Origin of the sequence: Evansella halocellulosilytica (assembly GCF_002335745.1) — a bacterium.
In the GTDB taxonomy this organism is placed as follows: domain Bacteria; phylum Bacillota; class Bacilli; order Bacillales; family Salisediminibacteriaceae; genus Bacillus_CA; species Bacillus_CA halocellulosilytica.
Genome location: NZ_NIST01000001.1, coordinates 1,503,458 through 1,528,143, shown reverse-complemented (window position 1 = coordinate 1,528,143; position 24,686 = coordinate 1,503,458). Strand labels below are relative to the sequence as shown.

Annotated in this window: 18 protein-coding genes and 1 pseudogene; 4 read left to right on the top strand and 15 right to left on the bottom strand. The window is 39.5% G+C overall.

Features of this window, described 5'->3' with window-relative positions; translation table 11 throughout:
* Nucleotides 1-13: 13 nt before the first annotated feature.
* The 7 genes from CD001_RS07335 to CD001_RS27255 form a co-directional block, all read right to left on the bottom strand.
* Nucleotides 14-961 (bottom strand): dihydrodipicolinate synthase family protein, encoded by a 948-nt coding sequence (locus CD001_RS07335; protein ID WP_096186876.1) that lies wholly within the window; start codon nucleotides 959-961, stop codon nucleotides 14-16.
* A gap of 262 nt (nucleotides 962-1,223) precedes the next feature.
* A complete protein-coding gene (locus CD001_RS07330) occupies nucleotides 1,224-4,100 on the bottom strand; it encodes an endo-1,4-beta-xylanase (RefSeq protein ID WP_096186875.1) in 2,877 nt (958 codons plus the stop codon).
* 406 nt (nucleotides 4,101-4,506) lie between these two features.
* Complete coding sequence (locus tag CD001_RS07325; protein ID WP_096186874.1) at nucleotides 4,507-4,818, bottom strand: hypothetical protein; 312 nt, start codon at nucleotides 4,816-4,818, stop codon at nucleotides 4,507-4,509.
* 282 nt (nucleotides 4,819-5,100) lie between these two features.
* Entirely contained in the window at nucleotides 5,101-7,095 is a 1,995-nt protein-coding gene (locus CD001_RS07320) for a YjhG/YagF family D-xylonate dehydratase (RefSeq protein ID WP_096186873.1), read from the bottom strand.
* Nucleotides 7,096-7,102: 7 nt separating this feature from the next.
* Nucleotides 7,103-8,569 (bottom strand): alpha-ketoglutaric semialdehyde dehydrogenase GucD, encoded by a 1,467-nt coding sequence (gene gucD / locus CD001_RS07315; protein WP_096186872.1) that lies wholly within the window; start codon nucleotides 8,567-8,569, stop codon nucleotides 7,103-7,105.
* A 66-nt stretch (nucleotides 8,570-8,635) separates the two neighbouring features.
* Entirely contained in the window at nucleotides 8,636-9,544 is a 909-nt protein-coding gene (locus tag CD001_RS07310; RefSeq protein ID WP_096186871.1) for a fumarylacetoacetate hydrolase family protein, read from the bottom strand.
* 172 nt (nucleotides 9,545-9,716) lie between these two features.
* Entirely contained in the window at nucleotides 9,717-10,079 is a 363-nt protein-coding gene (locus CD001_RS27255; protein WP_455423363.1) for an IclR family transcriptional regulator domain-containing protein, read from the bottom strand.
* A gap of 527 nt (nucleotides 10,080-10,606) precedes the next feature.
* Here CD001_RS27255 and CD001_RS07300 point away from each other — a divergent pair.
* Entirely contained in the window at nucleotides 10,607-10,762 is a 156-nt protein-coding gene (locus CD001_RS07300; RefSeq protein WP_407081139.1) for a tyrosine-type recombinase/integrase, read from the top strand.
* A gap of 817 nt (nucleotides 10,763-11,579) precedes the next feature.
* Here CD001_RS07300 and CD001_RS26850 read toward each other — a convergent pair.
* The 8 genes and pseudogenes from CD001_RS26850 to CD001_RS07265 all read right to left on the bottom strand — a co-directional run bounded on the left by CD001_RS26850 (nucleotide 11,580) and on the right by CD001_RS07265 (nucleotide 20,117).
* Nucleotides 11,580-12,046 (bottom strand): annotated as a pseudogene (locus tag CD001_RS26850) (fumarylacetoacetate hydrolase family protein).
* A complete protein-coding gene (locus CD001_RS26845) occupies nucleotides 12,025-12,366 on the bottom strand; it encodes a DUF2437 domain-containing protein (protein ID WP_257009738.1) in 342 nt (113 codons plus the stop codon). Before CD001_RS26845 ends, CD001_RS26850 begins: the two are co-directional and overlap by 22 nt.
* A 207-nt stretch (nucleotides 12,367-12,573) precedes the next feature.
* The gene (locus tag CD001_RS07290; RefSeq protein WP_096186869.1) at nucleotides 12,574-13,905 is read right to left on the bottom strand and encodes a 2-hydroxycarboxylate transporter family protein; all 1,332 of its coding nucleotides are present in this window, start codon (nucleotides 13,903-13,905) and stop codon (nucleotides 12,574-12,576) included.
* 29 nt (nucleotides 13,906-13,934) lie between these two features.
* Nucleotides 13,935-15,125 carry an NAD(P)-dependent malic enzyme gene (locus tag CD001_RS07285; RefSeq protein WP_096186868.1) on the bottom strand — a complete coding sequence of 397 codons (1,191 nt, stop codon included), beginning with the start codon at nucleotides 15,123-15,125 and terminating at the stop codon, nucleotides 13,935-13,937.
* Between the two features lie 135 nt (nucleotides 15,126-15,260).
* On the bottom strand, nucleotides 15,261-15,968 hold the full coding sequence (locus CD001_RS07280) for a response regulator (RefSeq protein ID WP_096186867.1): 708 nt from the start codon (nucleotides 15,966-15,968) through the stop codon (nucleotides 15,261-15,263).
* Entirely contained in the window at nucleotides 15,961-17,559 is a 1,599-nt protein-coding gene (dcuS, locus tag CD001_RS07275; RefSeq protein WP_257009737.1) for a DcuS/MalK family sensor histidine kinase, read from the bottom strand. Before dcuS ends, CD001_RS07280 begins: the two co-directional genes overlap by 8 nt.
* A 532-nt stretch (nucleotides 17,560-18,091) precedes the next feature.
* Complete coding sequence (locus CD001_RS07270; protein WP_257009736.1) at nucleotides 18,092-19,234, bottom strand: DUF5677 domain-containing protein; 1,143 nt, start codon at nucleotides 19,232-19,234, stop codon at nucleotides 18,092-18,094.
* Between the two features lie 172 nt (nucleotides 19,235-19,406).
* The gene (locus CD001_RS07265) at nucleotides 19,407-20,117 is read right to left on the bottom strand and encodes a hypothetical protein (protein ID WP_142303555.1); all 711 of its coding nucleotides are present in this window, start codon (nucleotides 20,115-20,117) and stop codon (nucleotides 19,407-19,409) included.
* A gap of 1,465 nt (nucleotides 20,118-21,582) precedes the next feature.
* Between CD001_RS07265 and CD001_RS27250 the strand changes: the two genes are divergently transcribed.
* The 3 genes from CD001_RS27250 to CD001_RS07250 all read left to right on the top strand — a co-directional run bounded on the left by CD001_RS27250 (nucleotide 21,583) and on the right by CD001_RS07250 (nucleotide 24,552).
* Nucleotides 21,583-22,182 (top strand): DUF6431 domain-containing protein, encoded by a 600-nt coding sequence (locus tag CD001_RS27250; RefSeq protein WP_407081092.1) that lies wholly within the window; start codon nucleotides 21,583-21,585, stop codon nucleotides 22,180-22,182.
* 196 nt (nucleotides 22,183-22,378) lie between these two features.
* Nucleotides 22,379-23,755, top strand: a complete 1,377-nt coding sequence (locus tag CD001_RS07255; protein ID WP_096186329.1) for a DDE-type integrase/transposase/recombinase — start codon at nucleotides 22,379-22,381, stop codon at nucleotides 23,753-23,755.
* Complete coding sequence (locus CD001_RS07250; RefSeq protein ID WP_096186330.1) at nucleotides 23,752-24,552, top strand: ExeA family protein; 801 nt, start codon at nucleotides 23,752-23,754, stop codon at nucleotides 24,550-24,552. The genes CD001_RS07255 and CD001_RS07250 overlap by 4 nt, the downstream gene beginning before the upstream one ends.
* The last annotated feature ends 134 nt before the right edge of the window (nucleotides 24,553-24,686 follow it).

Below are 24,686 nucleotides of genomic sequence, written 5' to 3'. Positions count from 1 at the left end.
GCTTCTCTAAGGGCTATGGCTCGACTTTGAATCCTGTCTGAAGTAAATCTAAAGTAGAATCATGAGTTTCTAAAAATGTTTTCACATCGCTGATTAATTTTTCTTCAAAAACCGAACTTGGTGCACGCCCCCCGGTTCGCTCCGGTATGATTGAAAGCTGATATAATACTTCTTTAACGGTCATGAATAGCAATGGATTTATTTTGTACAAATCCATTAATTTTGTAAGCTTCTTATGAAGATGGATTGCCGTTTCATAGTCTTTTGCTTTATAAGCTTCAAATAAGTTTACGGCAAGATGAGGTGCAAAATTTGAAATCCCGTTAATACTACCAGCAGCCCCCAAATGTAAACCAGGTAACAAATGGTCATCAAAAGCTGTCAGCATGGCAAAATCTGGCCTGTCTTTACTCACTGCAGTAAGAACTTCCCTGACATGGCCTATATCATTGATCGTATCTTTCATACCTGCAATATTTTTATGTGAAGCAGCTAAGCGTTGTATGAGGTCCGGAGATAACGTTTGACCTGTAAGCATCGTAATATTATAGATTAATACCGGAATATCCACGCTGTCAGCAATAGAGATAAAATAGTCAAAGAGCTGCTCTTCTGGATAATTCCAATAAAATGGGTTAACAACCAGAATTCCATTTGCCCCTGTTTCCGATGCATGTTTTGAATGATTTATCGTATCCTTTAAGTTAGTAGTCCCTGTACCTATATAAACAGGAATACGTCCGTTAACTTGAGCAATCATTTCCTCTGTAAACATCTTTCGTTCCTCTAGAGTTAGAGCAGAAAATTCTCCCATACTTCCCAAGTATAAAATCCCGTGAACCCCTTGTCCTATTAACCAATCTGTAAATTTTTTATTAGATTCAATATCAATATTTCCTTCTGAATCAAATAATGTAACCACCGGCGGAATAATCCCCTGAATTGTTGATACTCTCTCCATTTTTTGTCCTCCTCAAATACCCACCTTGTTAAACAAACTCTCAAAAGCGTCTTCATCTTAAAACAAAGCAGACGCCACTTGAAGAACGGCGTCTCGCTTCGTAATTCTTCTATTTCTACGACATGCTCTTTTATATCTATCTATTTACTCGGGTACACTTAATCCCCTGAGACAGCCTTTTTTACTGGCATTGGTGTTATGTGCTTACAAAGGGAGCTATCCGACTGTCATCATCATCAGATGTTGCTTCGTCAGTTGCTGATTATTCCCACACAATATAGCATTCACGGATCTGGTCGTTGCCCTTAGTGTCCACATAAACCTTATATGGTCCCACTTGATAGACGTCTGCCGCGTTGTTCCTAATCAGTATCTCTTCAGTGAAAGCCTCCTCCGTCGAACCATCGGAGTATAACTCAGTAACGACAACTGTCAGACTGTTTTCACTACCATTGAGTCTCTCTACCGTAGCCGCCGGCGTCGCGCTGTCGACAGTGACTACCGGGAGAATTACCGTGCCAAGTATTTCGGAACCATCATAAACAACGACTGCATAATTCGCGTCTGCGTCAATATCGCTACCTTTAGCACTAATCACCGCCTGTCCGTCTGCGAATGTCGCGGAAGCCACTGAAATGCCGTCCTTTTTCAACACAGCTTCGGAACCATCAGGGACATCAGCCGTGACGGGGAGATCGGCGTCACGCTCACTCACGATACTCTCCACAGTGGAAAGGCTTATTTCTACACCAAGACTCGTTAAGTCCTCGTATACATAATCGGTCACGTACTCATACAGCTTAACACGAAGGGCTGCATCGTCCTTCAGCGGATCGTCAACTTTTTTGGTCACGAAACCGTGTTCGTTTCCGTGTAGCGCATAAGTTTCATCGGTGGATCCAGTATGTGAAAAGAGCGTCGTCTCCCCTGTTTCCGGATCAATATCCGTATTAAACCATACCGCTCGGTCTAATGCACTATCTGCAATAGTTGAGTCTGTACGTAAAGCAGCCGTGTCGTCATTGCTCAAATCTCGATACATAATAGAGGGAGCGACAAGGCCGCCGTGAACCAGGCTTAACATTGTGTACCCAGTGTTTCCCTCGTATGTTCCCGGATCAGGGCTGGTTTTCTCATTAAAAATAAATCTCGTATTGTCCTGGATGACTTCAGGTCCTGTAATAATGTCATCATCTATAGTGACAGGAGTACCCGCAAGTCCTCGTTTGTCGGTCGGCTCGACAGTTTCTACGTTCATATTGGTCAGAGCCAGACCTGAGTCGACGGAGATAGCGATATAAGTTTTACCGGATTCGATCGTTTTGGCCAATCTATAATAACTTTGCGGCTTATTTAAGTCTGTAACAAGCGTCGGCATAATCGGAGTCCAGTTTTGATCCCACAGAGATTTCTTTAATGTTAAGGTTTTCAAATCATCATCTTTTATTTTATTATCTGTATTAATAGTGAGCGTGCCACCTGTATGTTTTGGTAAGGGATCGAATTCCTTATTGTTGAGTCTTTCCAGTTTACCGTCGTCCAGATTATAGAACGCCTGAAATAGTTTAGGTTTGGTTTCACCGTCGCTGAAGCGGATATTGACCGATGAACGGTAGCCCGTATCCTGGTAGTTTATGTCATTCTCCCATTCGGCGGTCATATGCCCGAAGTTTACCGTATACGTCGTTGATATATTCGGGGATTCCTTCCAGGCTAATTCAACCGTCGCCACGGCTGGCTCCCCTGCGCTCACCTTGCCGCTTTCCGGGTTGAGCGTAACGCTGACCTCCACATCATCGTCGGGGTATTCGTATGTGACGTTCTCAGCAGAGAAGTTAATGTTTGACACGTCCTTAGGCACGTTAACATCAAACTCCGTTTGGCCTGCAACATTGAAATCTTCGTCGCCGAAGTTAAACGACGTGAGTTTTGGCGGCAACTCATCGATCCCGAGATAGGCCTCCGGATTTTTTATGGCCCAATATGCTTCTTTTGGTTCAAGATTGGAGTCGAATGGATGCGGATAACCCCATCTGCGCCAGCTGTGGGCATCGGACACGCCCCAGAATGTAACGCGGTTTATATTATCGGAGTACTTCTTAAATAAAGTGAACAGCTTGGCGTACATTACCGCCTGCTCATTCAATTGCTCCTTAGTAGGAGGAACGCTTTGTGAAGTGCCGTTAAGTTGTACATCGAGTTCGGTTATGCTGATCTGAGTCCCTGTTTCACTATATATCTTTAAAACTTCCTCTAAATTATCTACATTGAGTCTTGTGTTGTAGTGCCCCTGTATCCCGATGCCCTCGATCAGTTTCCTACCGTTTGCCTCAGGGTGTTCATTTGCATACCTTTCGTTTAGCTCATTGACCATTGAGGCAATCGCAATTGCTTTGTTAGGGAGTTCTTCGTCGTTAAAGTCATTGTAATAAAGAGTTGCATCCGGGGCAGCCTCACGGGCGAACAAGAAGGCATCATAGATATAATCCCACCCGTTTCCGCCATTATCGTAAGCTTCAAACCATCTGGCCGGACGTTCTATTGGATTAATGCCGGATCGAAGCGCGTTTCGCCAGTCGGTCGGATTTTCCGGATTATCCCTAAATGCTTCGTTAACAACGTCCCAGGCGTCGAGCTTATTATCGCCCTCACTAAAGTGCCCGGCGACTGTCGAAATATACATTTCCAAGCTGGCCCTTGCCTCTTCATAATTCAGCCCACTCGGCGGCCATCCACTCGACTGGTTATGCCAAGCCAGCGCGTGTCCTTTCGTATAGAAACCGTCGGCTTTTACTTGAGTTAACATGTTGTCGGCTGCTGTGAAATTCGGATCTCCATTTGAATCGCGCCATATATTGTCCGGTTTCGTATGGTTTTCAGGCGTCAACGCGTTATAATGGAACTTCATAAATTCATACTTCTCTGCATTGTTTGGATTTAAGTCGTTCGGACTTACTACATTGCCGATCATGAAATAGTCCTTGTAGACTTCTTTCAGTGGCACAACCTCTTCCCGTGAATCATTGTCATTCTCTGCTGCTGAAGCATTAATGTCTGACATTGCGGTAGTGGTAAAAGGACTTAAGGTAAAAACTAGCGCTAAAAAATACGTCAATAGATTTCTAGTTTTTTTCTTCAATTAAATTCATCCCTTTCATAGATTTAATCTCTTTGGTCATTCGATGTTTTGATGGTAGATTACTAATTGATACAATAACTAATTCTGATGGTCTTATCACATTTCGGATTTATACGGAATACTCTGGTTGATCATTCATACCAACTATGAAACCGCATACATTATTGTCCGCATGTACCCCCTTTCAAAAAAATGTATTTCTGTTTCATTCCCTTCTACATACCCCCCTCTGGTTTACGTAGTATCAAAATTCTAAATGAATTTTGACCAAAACCTTTATTTCACTGGCTTTCACCAGGTGTTTCTATATCCCACCTTAAAATTGGAAATCAATTAGGGATTTTTATTACCATTTTTTATTTTAAACAGCAGTAGCAGTGGTTGGTTGTGGAGCTTGTGGTAAAGTTTATTGTGGCTTAGAATTGTTGTTGTGGGAATAATTGTGGATAAGGTTTTGGAAACCCTCTGCGGCTTTCCACGGCTTATCTATGATATGGTCCAAAGTCTGAAGCTTAGCAATTCTTGCTGGAATGAACCTTTTCCACAAATCCACAACAAGATAGCTTTGATAATCTTGAGCTGTATTTTTGAATTGCATAAGAAAAGCGCAAGGCGCCCGCCTATCGGCGAAATGCTCTGCCTCTTCCTCTTCTAGCATCGTTCTGTGGTTATATCCGTCAACCGGGCAATACGCCACGTCCTGTGGCATGCCCGGCATTAGGACGTCCTGTCCGTCGAGGCAAATCGCTAGATCTGATCTTCTGCTAAAACCCCCGCGTCGTGCGGGAACGCCGAAGTCACCACATCCGTATGGAAGCTCGTGTAGTAAACGCTTGTGCCTGAAGTCTAGACATCAATCGAGAGATTGATATTTTATAAATTCTTATCTTTATACAAAGGGTAACAACCCTTCTGTTATACTATTAAGTGGATAATAGCACTGATAGATAAAGGAAACCTTTTCCCATCAGGCACATCGTTTTTTCGTATTAAAGCACTTTTACTTTTTAATGGCTCCTTTCAAAGATTCCTCTTCGATTTTTTCCAGACCTTTCTGGAGCACATCTATGATCCGGTCTACATCATAAGTGCTGCCTTTCCACGTGCCCCCGCTGACCGCCTGCAGTGCTGCCCACAGTCTCGTATCATCTGGAAGATCAGGGTGTGCCGCCATGTCCGGGTGGAGCGTTCGTGCCTCAAGCACACGTGTTCCTTCCTCTGGAGACAACTCACTCTCTTCCGCTCCCACAAAGTTAATAGAAGCTTTTAATTGTCTGCAATCGATCGTCACATCGACTACATCACCGTTCCGCAGTTTTCCTAACGGCCCTCCGGCTAAGGCTTCCGGACCGACGTGGCCGATACAAGCTCCTGTTGAAACGCCAGAAAAGCGGGCATCGGTAATCAAGGTTACGTATTTTCCGAATGGCAAATGCTTCAGTGCAGAAGTAACCTGATACGTTTCTTCCATTCCTGTTCCCGATGGGCCGCAACCCATTAAGACAAGAATATCTCCTGCGACAATGTCATTGGCTTTAATGGCACGAATTGCATCACTTTCCTCTGTGAATACTTTCACCGGTGCCTTATGATGGTAGACTCCGTTTTCATCCAACATTTCCGGGTCAATGGAAGTTGATTTCACAACCGCCCCTTCTGGAGCAATATTTCCAGTCGGAAAAGTAATCGTCGAGGTCATCCCGGCTTTTGCTGCCTTTTCTGGACTCATAATAATCTCATCGGGATCAATGCCATCCTCCCGTAAACGGTCTCTCACAATCTGGCGTCTCTCCGAAGTTTCCCACCAATCAAGGACATCCCCAAGCTTCTCACCAGTAACCGTCAGTACATTCACATCCAATAACCCGAGTTTTCGTATGTGAAGCATGACTTCTGGGACACCACCCGCTAAATATACCCGAACCGTCGGATGATCTTCCGGTCCATTAGGAAGGCAGTTGACTAGTCTGGGTACCATCTGGTTGATTTTCTCCCAGTCTGTAATATCTGGAACACGGCAGCCCGCTGCATGGGCGATGGCCGGGATATGAAGCAGCAGATTCGTCGAACCCCCAAACGCTGCGTGGACAACCATAGCATTGCGGACGGCCGAATCGGTGACAATATCCTTCGTCGTTATCCCTGATTCAATCGCTGCAGTTACAGCCCGGACTGACTGATGTGCCATCTCTTTCCAAATCGGCTGACCCGACGGTGCAAGGGCAGCATGGGGTACAGACATCCCCAAAGCTTCCGCTACCACTTGCGTACTCGCTGCAGTACCTAAGAACTGGCAGCCTCCCCCTGGTGTGGCACAAGCGCGGCAGCCAAGTTCCGCCGCTTCCTTCAGCGTAATCTCTTCTTTTGCAAACCTAGCACCGATCGTCTGGATTTTCCCCGCATCTTCTCCGTTTTCCGGCGGCAAGGTAACTCCCCCTGGAACGATAACAGTCGGCTTTTCATGCATCGTCGCAAGGGCCATCACCATCGCTGGAAGCCCCTTATCACATGTGGCTACCCCAATCACCGCTTTTCCCCGGGGCAATGAACGGATCAGCCGGCGCATGACGATTGAAGCATCATTCCGGTATGGGAGGGAATCAAACATCCCATTCGTCCCTTGGGATCTCCCGTCACACGGATCACTTACAAATCCAGCAAACGGAATATTGCCATTCCGTTTAACTTCTTCTGCTGCAGCTTTCATCAACAGGTCCACTTCCCAATGTCCCGTGTGATAACCGAGGGCAAGAGGAGAACCATCCTCCTCCTTTATTCCTCCTTGTGTACCGAGGATTAAAATATCCTGCCCAATAAGCTTTTTCGGATCCCAGCCCATCCCCACATTTTGTGACAAGCCGAATAAATCACCGCTCGGCCAATTTAAAAGCATTTGCGATGTAAGCGGCAGCTCCCCTTCAGGGCCTGGAGAACTCGATTTCAGTTCTGTAAACACTTCTTCTGATACTGCCATCATTGATTTTAATTTAGTCATGGTCAGATTACCCTTTAACAAATACTGTCTTAATAGATGTAAAAAACTCAATTGCTGCTTGCCCCTGCTCTCGGGAGTGGGAACTGGACTGTTTCATTCCGCCGAATGGCGCCTGCAGTTCTACCCCTGCACTTTCCGCATTGATTCGGACGAGTCCCGCATCCATATGTTTAATGAAATCTAGCATTTTCTGGATATTTGTTGTAAAAATCGATGCACTTAAGCCAAATTGCACATCATTTGCCACTTGAATCGCTTTTTCTGCAGAATCTACTTTAATGAGGGCAAGAACAGGACCGAAAATTTCCTCCTGGGCAATCGTCATGTTGTTATCCACCGAGTCAAACACGGTCGGTTCCACATAGAATCCAGTATCGCAGCCTTCCCCAACATACTTTTTCCCGCCATAAAGAAGTTCTGCCCCTTCTTCTTTTCCTTTTTCAATGTAGTGCAAGACTGTATTAAGCTGGCTTTCACTTGCACATGGCCCCATCCAGGTGCCATCCTCTAAGCCGTTTCCAACTTTAATTTCCGCTACTTTTTCTAAAAGCTTTTCTTTAAATTCATCATAAACGTCTCTATGGACGATCACACGGCTCGTTGCAGTACACTTTTGGCCAGTAGAACGAAGGCCGCCGCTTATTGTTGCTTCCACTGCCAAATCTAAGTCTGCATCTTCTGCTACAATTACCGGATTTTTCCCACCCATTTCAAGTTGGTATTTGGCACCACGTGCCAATGCTCCTTGACCCACACGCTTCCCTACAGTGTCCGAACCAGTGAACGTGATTCCGTTAACACCTTCGTGCTCCACGAGTCCTTGCCCGATCACCGAACCAGGTCCGGTTACCATATTCACTACTCCTGCTGGAAGCTGTGCTGCTTCAAAGCATTCGATGACTTTCGCCGCAGTCACCCCAGTATCCTGAGCTGGTTTTAGCACTACGGTGTTTCCATAAATCAGTGCCGGAGCCATCTTCCAGATTGGGATTGCCACCGGAAAATTCCACGGCGTAATTACTCCAACTACACCTAATGGGGCACGGGTTGTAAGCATGAGTGCACCTGCATCCGTCGATGGAATCACATCCCCCACTTTACGCATCCCTTCCCCTGCGTAATAGCGCAAAATCGCAACACCTCGGGCTGTCTCTCCTTTGGCCTCCGGGAATGTTTTTCCCATTTCACGGGTCATTGTTTTAGCTATTTCATCAAGACGGGATTCAAGGATGTCAGCAACTTTATATAAATAGTTTCCACGCTCCGCTCCAGAAAGGGCACTCCAATCCGCTTTTGCTTCCTCTGCCGCTTGGACCCCTTTATCCAGATCCAACGCTGTAGATTTTTGTACATAACCAACAACTTCATTACGGTCCGCCGGATTGATGCTTGCATCCACTTCTCCCTTTTCTGACCCGACCCATTCTCCGTTAATAAAATTTAAGTAAGTTGTTACTTCTGTTTTCGTCGTCATTCTTGATTCCCCCTATATAACAGTATTTATTTAAAATTTGGCTTTGTTAAAAACTAATGTTGATATTTACTGCTTGGCAGTTACTTCCCCTTTTACTTGGCTTTTAATGTTGTTCTTCAGTTTCCCGATCCCGGAAATCACGATTTCAACTTCGTCCCCGTCTTCGAGTGTAAACTCATTTGGTGGAACGATACATGTTCCGGTTAATAACACCGTCCCTGGAAAAACAATGTTATCCCGTTTTAAATATTGGACTAATTCTTCATAGCTTCGTTTTAACTGATCAGTATTTGCAGAGCCTTCAAAAACTTGTTCTCCATCCCGATATATCGAGCAAGTGATCGTAAACTGGTAAGGATCATCCACCACATCCGCCAGGAGAACCGCCGGACCGATCGAGCAAGACCTGTTCCAAAGCTTAGCTTGCGGTAAATAAAGGGGATTCTCCCCTTCGATATCACGGCAGCTCATATCATTTCCAGCTGTATATCCGATGATCTCCCCGTTTCCATTTAAAACGAGACCGAGTTCCGGTTCTGGGATTTGCCAGCTGGAATCGGTCCGCAAATACAAGTGATCGCATGTGCCGATCGTCCGTTCTTTCGTAGATTTCAAGAAAATTTCAGGACGCTCCGCATCATAGACCTTGTCGTAAAACGTTGTAGCACCTAGCTTGCCATCGGTTGCTTCGTAATTCCTGGCTTCTCTGCTTTTTTGATACGTCACTCCAGACGCCCATATCTCCGGTGCTTCAACTGGAACGAGGAGATCCAACTCTTCTAAGCTCTCCTCCAAAGGCAAACTGCCTTGGATCAATTCCTTTGTCAGGGCAGTGATGGAGATATCCCGTTGTTTCGCGTTTCCTTCTAAATCTAGCAAACTGTCATAAGGTAATGGATACACTTCATTGTTATCAGTGACAGTACCGAGAACCTCTTTATCTGTTTTCTTCTCTTTGTATCGGATAATGCGCATAAAATCCCCTCCGTTAGCTTTAGTTTGGAACTTTTTTTTAAATGCAAAATTAGTTTTATATTATAAAACTTAGTTCTTAATATAGAGTATGAGAGATGCTTTGATTATCCATTTATTAAGACAACTAGCAGCTTTCTAATGATATCCGTAACCAAGTTTTCAGATAACGCCTTCACTTTTTTAACAAGTCAATCCGCTGCGCCAATTCCTTTTCTGTAAACCACATGACCGCGCTCGAGAAACTAATTTCTGCAACAAACTCCCCAGTATGGTCGGCTACAGTGCGGCGATGCAGTTCATTCTCCTTATTATCCCGGGCGTACCACGCTACCCGTATCTTTTTTAACCCCGACAAAAAAGGCTTCTTTATCCGAAATGATGTGCTCCGCCTTCCGGCTAAAATCCTATCCTTCCAGCATCTTCTCTTCTTTCTTAAAGCAATCAGTGCTTTCACGATGGCACTGCACTGGACCGGAATCCGCTTCCCAATTCTGAATATAGGGTGCTCGCCATCACTCCCCTCCATCCTATCAATTAGCTGAACCCTTTATGCTTAAATTCTAAGTATACGCACGGATATAGTTTTATAATATAAAACTCGTTTTCTGTATCTTGAACGTTAACTTCATTTTAGTAAACAAACTTTCTTAAGTCAATGAATATTCAGAAGATTCTCAATTAATTTTCAGTCCGGATCGGGAAGCTGCTAGCTTTGAAGTGGGTAGATATTGATATAGAAGAAAAGCGGATCCGGGTCACCAAAACACTATACAATCAGAATAACAACTATGGAGAATGACGAGCTGCTCGCACGTAGGGCGAACGGATCCGTCCAGACGATCCGGATCGATGTTATGCTTATCGCTATGTTAAAAATGCATCGAGTGAGACAGAATGAGATCAAGATGAGAAATAGAATGATTTACAAGAAGCTCAATTATATATTTGCTCGCGAGGACGGATGCGGAAAGTAATTGAGACACAGCTTAAACGGCTGTTAAGGATAGCAGGCATAGAGAAAAACATCACGCTCACTCATTCCGCCACACGCACACCACCCTTCTGATTGAGGCTGGTGTCGGGGTAAAAGAGATCCAGCAGCGTTTAGGGCATAGTGATATCATTACGACAATGAACATTTATGCACATATGACCGCCAACATGAAAGAAAAGGTCTCTCAACAGTTTAGTAAACTGATGATAGACCTTCTCTCGTAATGTTGGTTTTTCTTTTTTAAAATTTTGCGGACAAAACTGCGGACAATTTATGCCTTCTAGGCTCTAAAACGTTGATACATCAACGCTTATGAGGGAAGATTACATCATGCCGCCTTATGGTGAGAGTGTGTAATATCTTACACGCTGTGTGCGTAGAGTCCGGTATATCAAGGTTTTGTTAAATTCTTACTGTAACATCTTTAACAGGATTTTATCGTTTTTCACTGGATTGCGTTAGCAAAATGTTAGCACTATATTCTTATGGTTACGGCCACAAGAATTTACCATCTGTGCCATGTTTTTTACCAGCAGTTGCCACGAAACCTACCACAGGGTGCCACTTTGTTTACCAATAGAAGAACGACAGCGATTTTGAAATAATAAAGCCTAATCTTACAATTAGGCTTTGGTCTTTCGCAACAAACGCGACAATTGTTAAATATCATTTTTTATTGAATAGTATTGTTGTACAGTGTAGCAAATAAATTGTTTTTTGTTAGTTATTAGCCTTAAACATAAGACATCTCTTACCTCAATGAGAAATTTTAATCTTTTTCATTACTATTTGTGTGCACTGCGTCTTCTTCAGCAATGTCCCATATGACATAATCACTAGAGAATGGAAATCTATTAATGCTAATATTCCAATGAAAAAGAAAAACTGATTTCTATAGGAAAATCGGCTTGTTCTAATCCACAAGTTCCACACGGAATAATAGGGGCCATTTGATGTTCCACCTATATATTTTCATTTAAGAAATGTTTTTAGAAGGAGTAGAATATATACATTAATAGAAGATTAGTTCTTGGTATGATATCACTTTACATAGTTGCAAAGTTTACCAATATGCTCCACCTCAACTAATACAGTATCTCCTAATTTACAACTCCCTGAAGGTGAACCAGTAGCTAGAACATCACCCGGTTCAAGTGTCATAACCTGTGAAATCCAACTGATAAGGAAAGGAATTGAAAGTGACATCTCATTAGTATTCCCTTCTTGGACAACTTTCCCGTTTAAAGTTGTGACAATTTTTAAGTTCGTTGGATCTATACCTGTCACAATATACGGACCCAACGGCCCAAAAGTATCGAAACCTTTTTCTCTAGTAAACTGTAGATCGGATTTAGTAAGGTCTCTTGCTGTTACATCATTAAAATAGTATATCCAAAAACATAACCTAATGCATCTTCTTCTTTTATATTTTTACCACTTTTCCCAATAACAAGTGCTACTTCCTCCTCCAATTCTACCTGTTTAGTTAAATCAGTCGGCGGAAGAATGATTTCCCCTTGATCTGGAATAATAGAAGATGTTGGCTTAAAAAAAGAAATGGTTCAGCACGATTCGCCTCTCCCCCAGTCTCTTTAGCTTGATCAGCATATGTCCAACCAAAATTAACGATTTTCGATGGGGCTACTGGCGCCAAAATCTCAACTTCACTAAATTTAACCCTTACACCATCATATTTTAGTTCATTGTTAGTAACTTCCGTAAAATTACTAGACAATTGTATAATTTCATCATACTCAACAATTCCATAAGACACGGTATCGTGATACTTATAGCGAACGATTGTTTTTGTGTTTTGTAACGTCTTCATTTCCACACGAACCCCTTTTCTTAATTAATATATCTACAAGTTGCTAGCTAAGGGATCAATTGTTAAAATCCAATCATTTTTATTTCAAAGGTTTCTAAAAGTATATACTAAATTGTGTTTTGGTGCTGCCCCCGGCACGGTAGCACTTTACCGTATTGGGGGCAGGCACTTCAACTCATAGTCGTCATACAATAACAATCTTTAATATTAAAGGAATAAGGGAATAATTAATCCTGCTAAGAGCAATATTAAAGCACCGCCTAGTCGTGAGGCAATTTGTGCGAATGGCATTAACTGCATACGCTTTGCTGCAGACAATACGGCAACATCACCAGTACCTCCCATGTTTGCCATGCATAAACCTGCGGAGATCGCGGATTCAATTGGATAAAACCCGGCAAGCCGACCTAATAAAGCAGCACCTAGTACTGCACCAACTACAACACCGGCAACGAGTAAAATATATTGTAAGCTTAACGCGGCTAATACAGCCTCTAAGTCGGTAAATGCAACCCCAATTCCGAACAACAATGCAAGTGTCCATGTTTTGGCTACGAACTGGTACCATTGACTCGCACCTTCCACGACATTTTCTGGAATGAGGTTTGCTATTTTAGCCACTGCTACTAAAATAATCATCAATGCATAAGGGTGAAGTGGAACAACCCCCCCTAATAACTGTCCGCAAGCAAAGAATACTAATGCTGCTAATAAACCGATTCCCATTTTGGAAATATCAAGTTTTGATTTTGTTTCTTCTAATTTAAAACCCGGAATAAGCTGTCCGTTACCTGTTAAGGATGGGAACTTGTTTCCCAGGTTATTTAAAAGACTAGCAAGTACAATTGCAAATACATTCCCTAGTGCTAATGCAGGAACTAGTATTGAAATATAATAACTTGCAGGCTGTCCTAGAAACTGTGAATATACTTGAGACATTGGAACCGCTCCAGCCCCCATTCCGCCTCCTAATATAGGCATTGCGATTACGAGGATAGCCTCTTGTAATGTGAAACCCACAAGTAAACCGACGATTCCTGCAATTACAACAGCTCCGACAACAGCTCCGAAAATCGGGATAAAGTAACGAACGCCAATTTTCATTAGAACCTTTGAATTCATTCCTAAAATACTTCCAGTAATTAACGCAGCTATATAGAAGTCCAGAAACCCTCCAGAAGTCATGAAACTGTCTACGCCCACTACAACATTCTCTGGAAGTATACCACTGTAAACCATGTAAGCCGAACCAAAAATTGCCACAATGGCTCCACCACCAAGAAAGGATTTGATAACCGGCAAGCGGTCACCAATCCATCCGAGGGCTTCACCAAACACCACCATTACGAGCAAGCTTCCGATCATTCCTGTTGGAAGGGTTCCTGTATAAACGGTAACAATTGTTAATAACAGAAAGATGGCAAACCAAGCAATTGGAAGGCCCATAACCGTTGGTTGTTTTTTCTGATGTAGCTCATGCATATTCATCTCAGGCTGTGTCGTTTGATTATTTTCAAGTTCCCTTGCTGTTTGTCCCATATGCTAAACACTCCTTCATGTATATGAACTTAACTAGTTCTTGCATTGATATCGCCCTTTTCTAAAACGCATTTTTTAACTGCATCTGCAACGACCTTTGGTACATCTTTGTTTAATGCGTTCGGAATCACATATTTGGCAGATAATTCTTTTTCCGGAATTACTTTCGCAATGGCATAAGCTGCAGCAATTTTCATTTCTACCGTTATATCCGAAGCAGCAGAATCAATTGCCCCGCGAAAAATACCTGGGAATGCCAGCAAGTTGTTTACTTGATTTGGATAATCAGATCGCCCTGTGCCAACTACTTTTGCCCCTGCTGCAAAGGCATCCTCTGGATGAATTTCAGGAATTGGATTGGCCATTGCAAATACAATAGGATCCTTTTCCATGCGTTTGACTTGTTCTTTATTCAATGCCGCTGGTCCAGATACACCAATAAATACATCTGTCCCTTGTATCACGTCATCTAATGTTCCTCTAATATCACCTTTATTCGTTACTTTCGCGATTTTTTGCTGACTTGAGTTTAACCAAGGCTCACGATGATGGACCGCACCTTCTAAACTAACAAGAGTAATATTGGAGAAGCCCGCTTCTAATAATAATTTGGCAATAGAGATGCCAGCAGCACCTGCTCCATTAATGACAATTTTTACTTGTTTCATTTGTTTTCCCACTACTTTTAAGGCATTTATCAGTCCAGCAAGCACTACAATTGCAGTGCCATGTTGATCATCGTGAAAAACTGGAATATCAAGCTCCTTTTTTAACCGTTCTTCAATCTCAAAACAGCGCGGGGCTGAGATGTCTTCTAAATTAATTCCTGCAAAGGTAGGTTGAAGCGCTTTCACAATAGCTACTATTTCATCAACTTCTTTTGTATCTAAACAAAGCGGGAAGGCGTTTATATTGGCAAAATTCTTAAACAGCATGCATTTCCCTTCCATTACCGGCATGGCGGCACCTGGTCCAATGTCACCAAGACCTAGTACGGCCGTTCCGTCTGTGACAACGGCTACCATGTTTCCTCGTGAAGTAAGTTGATTTAATTCCTCTGGTTTTCTTTCAATTTCCTTACATACATCACCAACACCTGGTGTATATACTAAACTTAAATCTTCTTGACTATGAATCTCTATTTTACTGGCAACATCAATTTTCCCCATATGTTTTCGATGCAACTCTATCGCTTGTTCTTTTAAGTTTTTCATTTTCATTTCTTGTCCTCCTAGTTGAAAGCGGTTTCAATTATGTACATCAAGTGTATTAAATTTGACTTTTTTGTGACAGATTATGAAACTAAAGAAAACTTTTGTAATTTAAAAAAGCGACCAGTGGCCGCTTCTGTTATTTTAAAAAAGATGCTGAAATGTTGATTTACTTAAATCTTTATTAATATATTGGTATACGGGTCTTCCAACAGCACCGTATGTCATTCTTTCACCAAGGGCACCTATTTCCTTTAAATATCTAATGTACTTTCGAACAGAAACCCTAGATACTTGAATACGTTCAGCGATTTCATCAGTAGAAAAGGCTTCGTCGCCCTTTTCAAGTATGGCTTCTACAACAAGCTGTAAAGTATTGGATGTCAATCCTTTAGGTAAGGACATCTGCTTTTTCTCCTGTTGCAGAAGAAACTTCCTGTCCAACTCCTCCTGCTTTAAGAACGTTTGCTTTTTGAAATAATAATACTTTTCCTTATATGTGGTTAGTGCTTGGTTGAATCGTTCAAATTCAAAAGGTTTAATGATATAGTCTGCAGCCCCGTACCGTAATGCGGTTTGAATTGATTCAACATCGTCGGCAGCTGTTACTAAGATAACATCAACACTCCATTTGTTTTCCGAGCGAATATGCTGCAATAACTCTAAACCATTTTTTCCCGCCATATAAATATCCAGTAAGATTAAGTCGACCACTTCGGATTTAATCACCTCAAGTGCTTCGTTAAAAGACTTTGTGATTGCTGTTAATTGGAAGCCTTCAATTTCTTGTAAATAACGTTTATTAAATTCTGCCACCATAGGATCATCATCTAATATGACTACTTTAATCACCTGAATTCTCCTCTGCTTCATATGGTATTTCCACAATGATGGTCGTCCCGCCACCTTCAAAAGTATCAATTGTGAGATTCCCTTGTAGAGTGTCAATACTTGACTTCACGAGCACTAATCCAAAGCCGCGCCCTTCTCCTTTTGTAGAAAAACCTTTATCAAAAATTTCTTCCAAGTCTTTCGTCTTTATACCTGGTCCTGTGTCTTTCACTTGTACGGTAAGGAGACCGCCCTTTAGGATAAACAGTACATCCACCTTTTTAAAAAACGAATCATCTATTGCTTCGATAGAATTATTGATCAAATTGCCTAAAATGGTAATTAGCTCATGAATAACATCCGCTGATTTGGCTTTCGGAATTTCATGTTTACTCTTAATGGATAAATCAACACCACATTCCCTGGCATAACTTAGTTTTCCTAATAAAAAACCGGATAAAACAGCATCCTTAATCTCTGCTACTTGATCAATTTCATGGTTTTTATGATTAACTAATTCATGAATATACGTTTTTAACTGCTCATAAGTCCCCAGTTGCACCATTCCTAATATAACATGGAGATTGTTCTTTACTTCATGTGACTGTGCGCGCAGAGCATCCACATACATCTTTACACCTGTTAACTGTTGCGCCAACTCTTTTACTTCAGTCTTATCCCGTAAAGTAGAAATGGCCCCAATCACTTCATTCTCCACTATGAGCGGGGCACGATTTACTATTAACGATATCTCGTTAATGGTTATCTCTTCGCCAAGCTCCATCTCGCCTGTTCTTAAAACCCTGTCGAGTCCGGTCATCGGTAAGTAGTTACTGATATCCATACCAATAGGATTATCTGGCAGACCTGCTTTTTGGAATAGCTTTTTAGCCGACTTATTAACTAGAGTTATCTTTTCATCCCGGTCCACTGCAATGACTCCTTCATGAACGGAATGCAACATCGTGTTTCTTTCTTCCAGCATTTTTGCAATATGCGGTGGTTCCAGCCCATATAATGTTTTCTTTATGTAATTCGCAATGAAAAAAGCTCCAATAATACCAACTAGCAGACCAATCAAGGATCCAATAATAATATTCCGATGATTTTGATTGGTGATTTGTTGAATATATTCGAGGGAAATACCAACCGCAACAGCACCTATTTGTTCACCATTATCATTGATTACTGGAGTAAAGGAACGTAAGGAAGGGCTTAGTCTCCCTTCTGAAATTGAGCCGTATTCTTCCCCGAAGAGAACCGAATCCTCGTCTCCTCCTTCAAATGGGTGTCCTACAAGTTCAGGATTAGGGTGAGAATAACGAATGCCATTCATATCCATCACAACAACAAAAAGAACATTTGCTAACTGGCGAACCTCATTAGCATACCGCTGAATTTCCTCCGCATTTTCTTCTGTTAACCCTCTTTGGACAATGTCCGATTGTCCTACAACTCTGGCAACGGTGAGTGCCGTTTCTTCCTTTTGCTGTACGCTGGCTTCGTTTACGGAACGACTTACCAACACATCCGTAATAACCAAGGAAAGAAGCACAACAACACATACGAGCCATAGTATTACTGTACGCATTTTAAATTTTCTTAGTAACAATGTTGCCCTCCTAATTCCAGTGTTATTATCTTTAATAATAGACAAATTCTCGCGTTTACTCAAATCATTCCCATCTGGTATTGAAGTGTTATTATGCTTCGGTCTACTACCGCAATCGCACTCATTGCGGAAGAGATTTTCTAGTGAATAGTATACGTCTACTGCGTAACAAATCTGGCTCTAGGCAATCAATTTAACTGTTATAGGGAAATTTTTTTAAGTAATTCTCATAAGATATGAGTGCATAAGAACTGGTTTCACTAAAATAGAAAGAGGCTTCTCAAAAGTTTAATCAACTAATGAGAAACCTCTTTTATATACCTGATGTTAGCATTTTGTTAGCAAATCGCAGGCAAACCTTTATAAATCAAGGGTTGGAACGGCTTATTACATCATGCCGCCCATATTACCAGTAAAAAAATATTGTAAAACATCAGTCGTAAACGTTGATATTTAAGGGTTCTTTAAATCAACCGAAATATCAAAATATCTGTTTTAGAATTAGATCGGACACTTTTCGGACACTAAAAGGCTATTCACAACCATTATTTGTATTGGATGTATATCTACTAAGTTCTTTATCTTCCATGTTTGTTTGAACTTCATCAAACTCATCTAAGGTTATATCCAAAAACTTCTGTAAAATTACACATCTAACTAACCTGTCAATATTAGATTCTAACAAGAGTATTGAAGATGTAATCTGTACTAAAGATATTGCAGTCAATTGTCCAGGTATAGAAAGACCATAATTACTGGGCCCAAATACAGCACCATATTGACTTTCACCATTTATTTTCATATCACCTAAGCTTTCATATAAACCAGTTGGACTAGCATGGATATGATAATTCGCTTGTTTATAATAAACTGCTAAATGATCTACTCCTACATTTTTTTCAAGATCACTAAAATAAATTTTTCCTTTTTTTTCGAGTAAAAGCCTAGCCCATGAATACGGCTTCATAAATTCATTGCCGTGAATTTGTAAAACCAGTTTATAGTCTTTTATTATTTTATTGTAATCCTCTTGATCTATTTTAAAATTTTTATCTTTCTTATGATAATTTTTAAGTTCCTGATAAAATTCAACTGCCGAATAATCTTTATATAATCGTATTACCTTCTTTGTAAAGTCTTCATCACCATAATGTTTTGTTAAATTTTGAAAGTATACATTAAGTTCATGAAGACTTCTCCACCTTGACATTGCTCCATCTGAAAAACCAGAATTAAGCAAGGTATATACTTCTTTACTAATAACAATAGCTTTCGCATAAATTTTAATTAAAACATCAAATGTTTCTGACACACTGTAACTTTCGAAATTTTGCTGGTTAGTACTTTCTAAATAATCGTCAATTATATCGATGCCAGTTTCCTCTGCAATTTTTATGAGAGATGCTAAGTTGTGCATTGGATTGAGCCATTGTAACTGAAGACGAGACTTAAACTCTTGATGTACCAATCTTTCTTCTTCAACCATTTTTGGGGCAGACTCTTTCAAGCTCTTAAAAATAAGTTCTGCTTGTTGATTTATAGAATTTTTTGAATAAATATTCTTAATAGCAGAGTCGAATTTACTTTCACTAATCTCTTTTCCCTGTTGCTTTTTTTCAACTAGAATTCTGTCGATTTCCTGCATTAAAACATCTTCTAAATCTTTTAATCCCAATAAAAACACCTCACACTAAATAACTTTTATCCCTTTAAAAACAATATATTCATTTTTATTATCTTTTCCTGCTTATTTATTGAATAAAACAGTGGTGAAAATTAATTGTTTTATAAAGATATTACAGTCCTAAGAAATTAAATACCTTTCTTCTAATCAACTCTCATAATATTCAAAAATAGTTATCAATAGATGCTTTTCTTTTCTTGAGTGTATTTCTAGCCCTTTCAGTTCTATTTGGTAATGAATGTGAATTAATCAACTCAGTTAAATTGTTATTAAGCTCTGACATTTCCCTATTATGTTTATTCTTATAATCTTTAAACTCATTGACTAAATCATTAATATCCCTTTCCACCATATATAATAATTTAGAACTTGTATTTAAATCTAAAATATATTCATCCCTATACTCTTTTGTATGACTGCCTCTATATGTAACTACCACATTGTAAACAGGAAAGTTATTACTACTATCTTTCAAATTCCAACCCATGCCTAGAAATCCTGTGTATTGAAAGTTAGGGGCCATGTTAGGAATAATAGACTGAAATAAGTTAGATTTATTAAGTGGCCTTTCCTTAGGGTGCATTATTTCTGGAGTTGATAATATTTCTATATTGGTCGCTAAAGTCTTTCCAATATTCTTTACAATCAAATTAATACCGCCATTCCCTATTGATTCAGTAAATACAATTATATACGGTCTATTCTCTTCTTCTCTTGCTTTTTTCATTTCTCTTACAGAACTATAGTTAGCACGAAATATTAAAATAGTAGCTACAACATATATAAAGGTTAGTGTTGCTAAAACAGCACCTTGATTTTGATTTAACCAAGAAATCACATGGAAAATAGAATAAGGGTTTATAATGTTATACATTATTCCCACTCCTTTTATGTTCTTTTGGTTACTCGGGAAAAATATTACCTTATCAACAGTTCCCTTCTTATACCAAATCTTCACAATACTATCATCGGAATTAAAATTTCTATTCCTAAACTTTTTTAAATAAGAAATCATACATAAAATAACTTTTGTTATGTGTATTGGTATTTAATCCTATGTAAATCAATGAATAATACAGCTTCAAACGGAGCTGTGGTCATAATAGCCTGCAATAATAATCCTACTTAGCACAACACTATTTTATTTTACCATATATTACTAATAGAAACTTTCTAATAACTTAAAAATACCTTAATCACATCACACTATATAATTATAAAAAAAGACCCCACCGTTCAAGACGGTGAGATACCATTAGCAAACTAGGGAACCCTAGCAGTAAATCAAATAAATAGATAAAATGTTAGTTTCTTCTAAAACCATACATATACAGTTGTTCCCTAAAATAACTTGTGATGCTAAAGGAAACTTTGTAAGATCATTTCTCGAATCTTTTATATAACATAATCGTTTATAATTTTATATTAATCAAGTCAAGAGATAAAATGTTCCTTCCCATATTCGTACTGCTGTGTTTTTTCCTTTTGAACTCACCTTTAATTAATTTAAGTATGCATTCTTTTCCCCATTAACTTATTCAAAATCCAAAAAAGCACCATCTCGGTGCTTTTATGAATCACTTGTTTTAAATTAATATCCTTACCAGCTTATTAGTATTAAAAAACTAATTAGGACACTTTTCGAGGTACGAATATTGAAACCTTTAATTATTATCCCTTATTTATTCGACACTTTGCTGAACAATATTTTTATTTATAATGTTTTTTTACAAAATAACAACTACATGATAAATTCTTACACTTAACCTCATTACCATCTAAGTAAGTATATGCAAATTTTTGCTTTAACCATTTTAAATCTTCAATTGGAAAACCAATTTGATTAATCCGCTTTTCATAATAGTAACCTGCTTGATTATATATACTTTCTATAATAAGGAGGTTATCATAAGCTCTACAAAAATTTAAAATATGTTTACTCCCAAGCTCATTACTATTACTGTAAAATTCCCCTCCACTTATTTTGTAGATTTTTTTACATTTTTCATCTATCCAACGAAGAAAGCCTAACGATCCAGAGTAAATACGAATATTTACACGAAAGTCCTTCTTTTTATTAAAATTACCATCTCCATCTATTACTCCTCTAAGAAAGAAGGGAAATAATCATCTGGTACTTTTAGTGATGAATTCATATTGTCCGCCGCCATTTCCAATGACGGCGGATTTTGACATTTTAGGAATTAATATTGACGTTACATGAGGTAGATTATATGTGACAATGGATTTTTGAGAAAAATATCCATTACGGAAGAAAGGCAAAATAAAAGCCCCAAAGAGATGACCGTCTCTTTGAGGCAAAAACATTTTCAAAAACCATGATTATCATAAAACATATCTCTAAATCTATCAAGGGGTACTTGAGGAATTACCATGAAGTACCACCCGTCTATAATGAACCATGCCCATTATGTGGAAGTAACCTTCATAAACATGGTTATTACAAAAGAACAGTCCTTACAAAGTCAAAGAGTTATATCCTTCGGATTTATCGCTGGAGATGCTCGAATCAAACTTGTAGACAAACAATCTCTATTCTCCCTGACTTTTTAATACCATATCGAGCTCATTACACATTGATCTATGAGAGTTTCTTTTTGAGGATTTTTCATAAAAGAGAAACGTATCAAAGTGCTAATCTAAAGATAACACGTGGCTACCCTTATCTTATACCAAAGGGAACCTTGAAACGTTGGAAACGACAATGTAATAAACAACTTCAACGTCTCACCCAGCAAATGTTAAAAATGTTATTAAGGGTGTATCCTGCCTTCAATGTTGGATCAAAGGTCCGTCACCCGAATGTGGCGGAGACTCTTATTCAACTCATCTTAACCGTTTGGAAAAAAGTTCATCCTTCGAATCCTTACCCCTTCTACGGTTTTCTCCCATGGATAAATTTGCTTATACAAGAATAAATGCCTCGCAATGGAATTTCCTTCAGGAAGTCTTTCACCGACATCATCAATGCCATTTTGTATTCGCCTAAAATACGGCTAATAATAACCATAAAGTTCCAATAAGGGTCGTGAAATCCCACAGAACTTGTCCCCTCTTCAATTGAGCCCCTTTATAAGAAAATAGAAAAGACATTTTATTTAAAGGAGGCAGGAGATGGACGAACAACTGAGAACAAACATCGCACTATTTCGGTTTGGTTTAATATCAAACGTTGTAACCAGAACCTTGGAAAAAGGAGAATTATCACAACATCTAAGATCTATATCCAATCAAAAGCACATCAATGCATATGGAGAAGAGCAAACCATTAGCAAACGAACACTCGAACGTTATCTTCAACTTTATCGTCAAGGAGGCTTCGAAGCACTAAAACCTAGTAAACGTGCAACATGTACATCAAGAGTGATTGGAGAAGAAGTATTAACGAAAGCGATTAGATTGAAAAAGGAAAAGCCTGAACGCTCTGTCGAGCAAATCATTCGTATTCTAGAGTTAGCAGGTGTTATTAAACAAGGAGAAATATCAGAGAGTACGTTATCGAAACAATTAAGAAAGCTAAATATTACGAGAAAGAAATTAAGAGGATCAAAGTCGGGGAGTTATCGTCGTTTTGAGTTCCCTTATCGAAATGCATGTTGGCAAGGGGATGTTCAACATACACTTTATCTTCCAGATCCTAATAAACCAGAGCGTAGACTCACTGCGAAACTCATTGCATTCATGGATGACTATTCAAGGTCCATCGTCCATGGCGAATTTTACTTTCAGGAACGAGGACCACAATTAGAAGACTGTTTACAAAAAGCAATGATTTCTCAAGGGAAGCCTGAACAAATTTACGTCGATAACGGAGCAGTATATCGATCGGATATTTTAAAACTTGCATGTGCAAAGTTAGGGATTAAACTTTCCCACTCTAAACCTGGACGTCCTGAAGGACGTGGGAAATTAGAGCGCTTTTTCCAGTTTGTCGATACCTCTTTTAAAGTTGAAGCTTATGACTTAATCGAATCTGGAAAAATACAAACCATTGAGGAACTAAATCATTATTTTCAAATTTGGTTAGGTACGTTCTATCATGAACGCAAACATGGAGAAACAAAGCAAACACCTAGAGAGCGTTTTGAAGAAAATGATCATCCACTCGTTTTTCCCACATTAGAAGAAATGAAGCAAGCATTCTTATGGGAGGAAAAGAGAAAGGTAGATAAGACAGGGTGTATATCCTTTCAAAATAATAAATATGAAGTAGATTCTGTGCTTAGTGGCAGTGAAATTATTGTTCGATACGACCCAATCGATTTAAATCATCTTGAAGTGTGGCACGATGGAAAAAGCTTTGGTATGGCAAACGCTTTGGAAGTTCATCGAACAATTGATAGACGGTTCATTATGGAAGAAGAAACACAAGAAGAAATAAAAACACAATATAACTTTTTAGAACTCATCCTTCCTGAGCATGAAAAGAAAAAGAAAGAGCAATTGGGACGCTTAAGTTACAGTTCCATTATAAGAGGTGAAGACAAATGATAGCAGCTTATTTTGGGTGGGAAAAAACCCCTTTTCAAAAACAAATATTAACGCATGATTTATTCCAATCCGAACAGTTCGAAGAAATGCAAGCAAGACTCGAATTCATGATTAACCAAAGAGAATTCGGCCTTATCACAGGAGAAGTTGGTGCAGGAAAAACAACCGCCCTACGGGCTTTGCATGACCGTCTTGTATCAAGTGAACATGTTTTTCTTTATTTATCAGATTCATCTTTAAAACCAAGGGATTTTTACCGAGAGATGCTTGTGCAAGTTGGGATTGAACCAATGTTTTTAGCAAGTGATCTGAAAAGACAATTCAAAGCCGCTCTACTAGACTTATATCAAAACAAGGAAAAAACACCGATTGTAGTGATCGATGAAGCACACCTTTTATCGCCTACAATGTTGCAAGAAATTCGTTTCTTAACAAACTTTGAAATTGACTCATTATCCCCTTTAGCACTTATTTTAGTGGGGCAACCAGAATTACGTGATAAAATACGCCTTCGAAGTCTAGAAGCTATTTCTCAACGAATTACAACTCGTTTTCATTTAGTAGGATTAACGTATGATGAAATGAAAGAATATATAGAGCATCATTTGAAAGTTGCAGGCGAAGAAAGACAAATATTTACGGAAGCTGCCATGAAGAATATTTATACGTACACAAAAGGAATTTTACGATTAACAAATCGTTTATGTACAGAGTGTTTATTAGATTGCGTTGCGAGAAAAGATAAGTTAGTTGACGAAGATACCGTAGAAAGAGTAATCGCTGACCAGAGATATTAAATAAACAATTTGACTTCGGAAAGGGTTAATTTAATGGAGACCAAATTAAGTACCATTACCATAAAAAGCATGAGCATGGATGACAAGATGGAACTGCTTAAACAAATAGAAAAAGAAAATGAAGAATTAAAGAA